A 3361-nucleotide genomic window follows, 5' to 3' on the forward strand; every position below is an offset into this window, starting at 1 on the left:
TCGTTTTGCGCTTCTGCTTGGGCCAAGGCCGTCTGAAAAGCCTGCAATTCGGCATCGCCTTGCAAAACGTAGTCTAAAGCGGAAATATCTAAATCAGGCGTTTCTTGAGAGACGGAAGCCAGGCGCCATGTTTTGGGAATCAGGATTTCGCCGCCATCTTGAGTGATTTCACCTTTTATCAGCGCAAACAGGCTGGATTTTCCTGTACCGTTTTTACCGATTAAACCAACGCGTTGGCCGGGGGTGATTACGGCATCGGCTTTATCGAGCAGGACTTTCAAACCGCGTTGCAGGGTGAGTTTTTTGATTTCTATCATGATGGCAGGCAAGGGGATGAGTAAAACGAAAGGCGTTATTTTACCTGAAAAGATATATAAAAGGCCGTCTGAACAAGTATGAAAACGAAATCAACGATTTCTATTTCACTTATTCAGACGGCCTTTATGAAATGACAGTCGGAAATGCTTTCAAATTGTCTGTTGTTTCAATTAAATTTGAAGCTCGGTATTGTCCGCACGGATTTGGCGCAGGAATTTTTGTGTTCGTTCATGTTTGGGATGATTGAACAAATCTTGCGGGCTGCCTTGTTCGACAATAACGCCGCCGTCCATCACGACGACCGTGGTTGCCACTTCTAAGGCGAATTTGATTTCATGCGTAACGACAACCATGGTCCAGCCTTCTTGTGCCAATTCCTTCATGGTATCCAAAACATCTTGCACCAATTCAGGGTCAAGCGCGGAAGTCGGTTCGTCAAACAGCATCAATTCAGGCTGAATCGCCAATGCTCGGGCAATGCCGACACGCTGCTGTTGACCGCCGGAAAGCTGGTAGGGGTAGAGGTCAATCTTATCGCCCAAACCGACTTTTTTAAGCAATTTGACAGCCTCTTCTCGCGCTTTGGCGACAGGCTTGCCTTGTACGGCAACCGGCCCTTCCATGACGTTTTCCAACGCAGTTTTGTGCGGAAAGAGGTTGTATTGTTGGAATACCATGCCGGACTTGCGGCGCAGTGCCAAAATATCGTGTTTGCTTGGTTTTTTGGAAAAATCGATGCTTAACGGCTGCGCATTGTCAAACTCGATTTGACCTTGTTCTGGCATTTCCAAAGCGTTTAAACAGCGTAAAAACGTGGTTTTGCCTGAGCCGGAAGGGCCTAGGATAACGACCACTTGTCCTTTGCCAACATCCAAATCGATGCCGCGCAAAATGGTATTTTCGCCAAAGGTCTTATGGATATTGCGGATTTTAATCATGACAACTCCTTATTTGGCGACATAACGGTCAAAACGTTTTTCCAAACGCGCCTGAATCAAAAACAGCACTTTGCAGAAACACCAATAAATCAATGCAGCTTCGATATAAACGGGTAAAAAGTCATAAGTACGGTTTGCTGTCTCTTGGGCAACACGGAAAAGCTCCGTTACCGTTACCACTGCGGCAAGCGAGGTGTTTTTGAACAAGCCGATAAACTCGTTGCTCAAAGGCGGTACGGCAACGCGGAATGCTTGTGGTGCGACAATGCGGCGGAAAGTCTGCATATAGGTCATGCCGATGGAGAAACCGGCTTCCCATTGGCCTTTAGGTACGGACAAAATTGCCGCGCGTATGGTTTCGGAAGCGTATGCGCCGACATTGAGCGAAAAGCCGATGATGGCGGCAGGAATCGGATCGATATAGATGCCGACGGAAGGCAAACCATAGAATACGATGACCAACTGCACCAAAAGCGGTGTACCGCGAATGACGGAAATATAAAATTCCACCAGCTTCAGCAAGCATTTTTGGAAAATACCGCCGGAGGGCATGATTCTTACCAAAGCAACGGCTACGGCAATAATCATGCCGATAACGAAAGAAGCGATCGCTAAAGGCAAAGACACTGCGAAGCCGGCTTTAACCATAGGCCAAAACGCGCTAATGAGCATATCAGCGCGTGTTTCCGTCATAAACGGCAGAGAGGCAAGGAAATTATTTAACACTGATGTCTTTTCCGAAGAATTGTTCGCCCAGTTTTTTCAGCGTGCCGTCTGCTTTCAGCTCAGTTATGGCTGTGCTGAATTTGGCCAATGCCTCATCATTGCCTTTATTGACAATCAAGCCGGAGCCGACTTTTTCGTCAGCCGGGGCAGACCAAACGATTTGTACGCCGGCATTCGGATTTTTCTTCAGATAGTCCAATACCGCCAATTCGTCGTTCAGGGTTGCATCGGCACGTTTTTGTTCAATCAGGGTCAGGGATTGCGCCAAGCCGTCTACCGGTACGAGTTCAGCTCCTGCCGCTTTGGCTTTTTCGCCATAGTTGCTGGTCAGGGATTGTGCGGTTTTGACGCCTTTGATGTCGTCGATGGATTTGATGTTGCTGTCTTTGCGCGCAACTAATACAGCACCGCTCCAGCTGTAAGGCTCGGATTTGTCAAAAGTTGCTTGACGTTCAGGGCTGGTCAGGCCGACTTGGTTGGCAACCACGTCGAAACGGCCGGCTTTCAAACCTGCCATCATAGAGTCCCATTGTGTTTCTTTAAATTCGACTTTTACACCCAGTTTGTCGGCAACGGCGCGGGTAACTTCAACATCGTAGCCGGTCAATTTGCCGTCTTTATCGTGGTAGGTGAATGGTGCGTAAGTACCTTCCGTACCGACAGTGATGGTGCCTTTGTTGTTGATACGCTCAATCAGTGAGCCTGAGGCCGCACCGGATTGTGCCGGAGCAGAAGAAGCTGAGTTGCTGCCTTCGCCGCCGCAAGCAGCCAAAACTACTGCAGCGATGGTACCGAGTACGAATTTTTTCAACATGGATTTTTACTCCTGACTTTAAGTGTGCCATTTAGTATTAAAGCGTGCATTCTAAGCGAAACTGCCCAAAATACAAAATACATCTTATGCCTTAAAAGGCCGTCTGAACGCTGATTTGTTCAGACGGCCTTGAATGATGTATAAAAAATTCAGCTTATGCAATTTCAAGCCACATGACTTGATAGGGTTGCAGTACCAAATCCTGATTCAGGGAAACGGTTTGACCGCTGATCAAATCGTGTGCTTTAAACGGCATGGCCTGCAGCGTATGCGCACTGATGGTTTGCGGATGTTCGCTGAAGTTGCCGAATGCCAATAGTGCGTTGTTGCGCATATAGCCGATGATGTGTTTATTGTTGGTATTGAAGGTAACCAACTTGCCGCCGTCAAAGCGCGGATTGCTTTGGCGGATGGCAATCATATGGCGCAAACCTTGGAAGATTTGACCGGCAGTGGTAGAGCTGTCATGGCGTTGGTTGTACAACTCCTCATTATAACGAGGACGGTGTGCCCAGCGGCTGTCGTCGCTCTTATTGCTGTCTTGCGACCAGTCGTCATCATTGAG

General features: G+C 48.1%; 4 protein-coding genes and 1 pseudogene. All 5 read right to left on the reverse strand.

Annotated features, from left to right (window positions below; all coding sequences use genetic code 11):
• A partial coding sequence (locus ACTHS3_RS10895) for an ATP-binding cassette domain-containing protein (RefSeq protein WP_440367952.1) occupies positions 1-317 on the reverse strand: 317 nt, incomplete at its 3' end.
• A gap of 171 nt (positions 318-488) precedes the next feature.
• On the reverse strand, positions 489-1256 hold the full coding sequence (locus ACTHS3_RS10900) for an amino acid ABC transporter ATP-binding protein (protein ID WP_070625305.1): 768 nt from the start codon (positions 1254-1256) through the stop codon (positions 489-491).
• A gap of 9 nt (positions 1257-1265) precedes the next feature.
• Complete coding sequence (locus ACTHS3_RS10905) at positions 1266-1982, reverse strand: amino acid ABC transporter permease (protein WP_083307460.1); 717 nt, start codon at positions 1980-1982, stop codon at positions 1266-1268.
• Complete coding sequence (locus tag ACTHS3_RS10910; protein ID WP_440367953.1) at positions 1972-2796, reverse strand: amino acid ABC transporter substrate-binding protein; 825 nt, start codon at positions 2794-2796, stop codon at positions 1972-1974. Before ACTHS3_RS10910 ends, ACTHS3_RS10905 begins: the two co-directional genes overlap by 11 nt.
• Positions 2797-2950: 154 nt before the next feature.
• Positions 2951-3361: pseudogene (locus ACTHS3_RS10915) on the reverse strand (amylosucrase); the annotation flags it as partial.

Source organism: Neisseria sp. P0009.S007, from assembly GCF_051962515.1.

Bases quoted from the DNA above. Each gene is read 5' to 3' on its own strand.
- ACTHS3_RS10900 (WP_070625305.1), bottom strand. From the start codon at position 1,256: ATGATTAAAATCCGCAATATCCATAAGACCTTTGGCGAAAATACCATT.
- ACTHS3_RS10910 (WP_440367953.1), bottom strand. From the start codon at position 2,796: ATGTTGAAAAAATTCGTACTCGGTACCATCGCTGCAGTAGTTTTGGCT.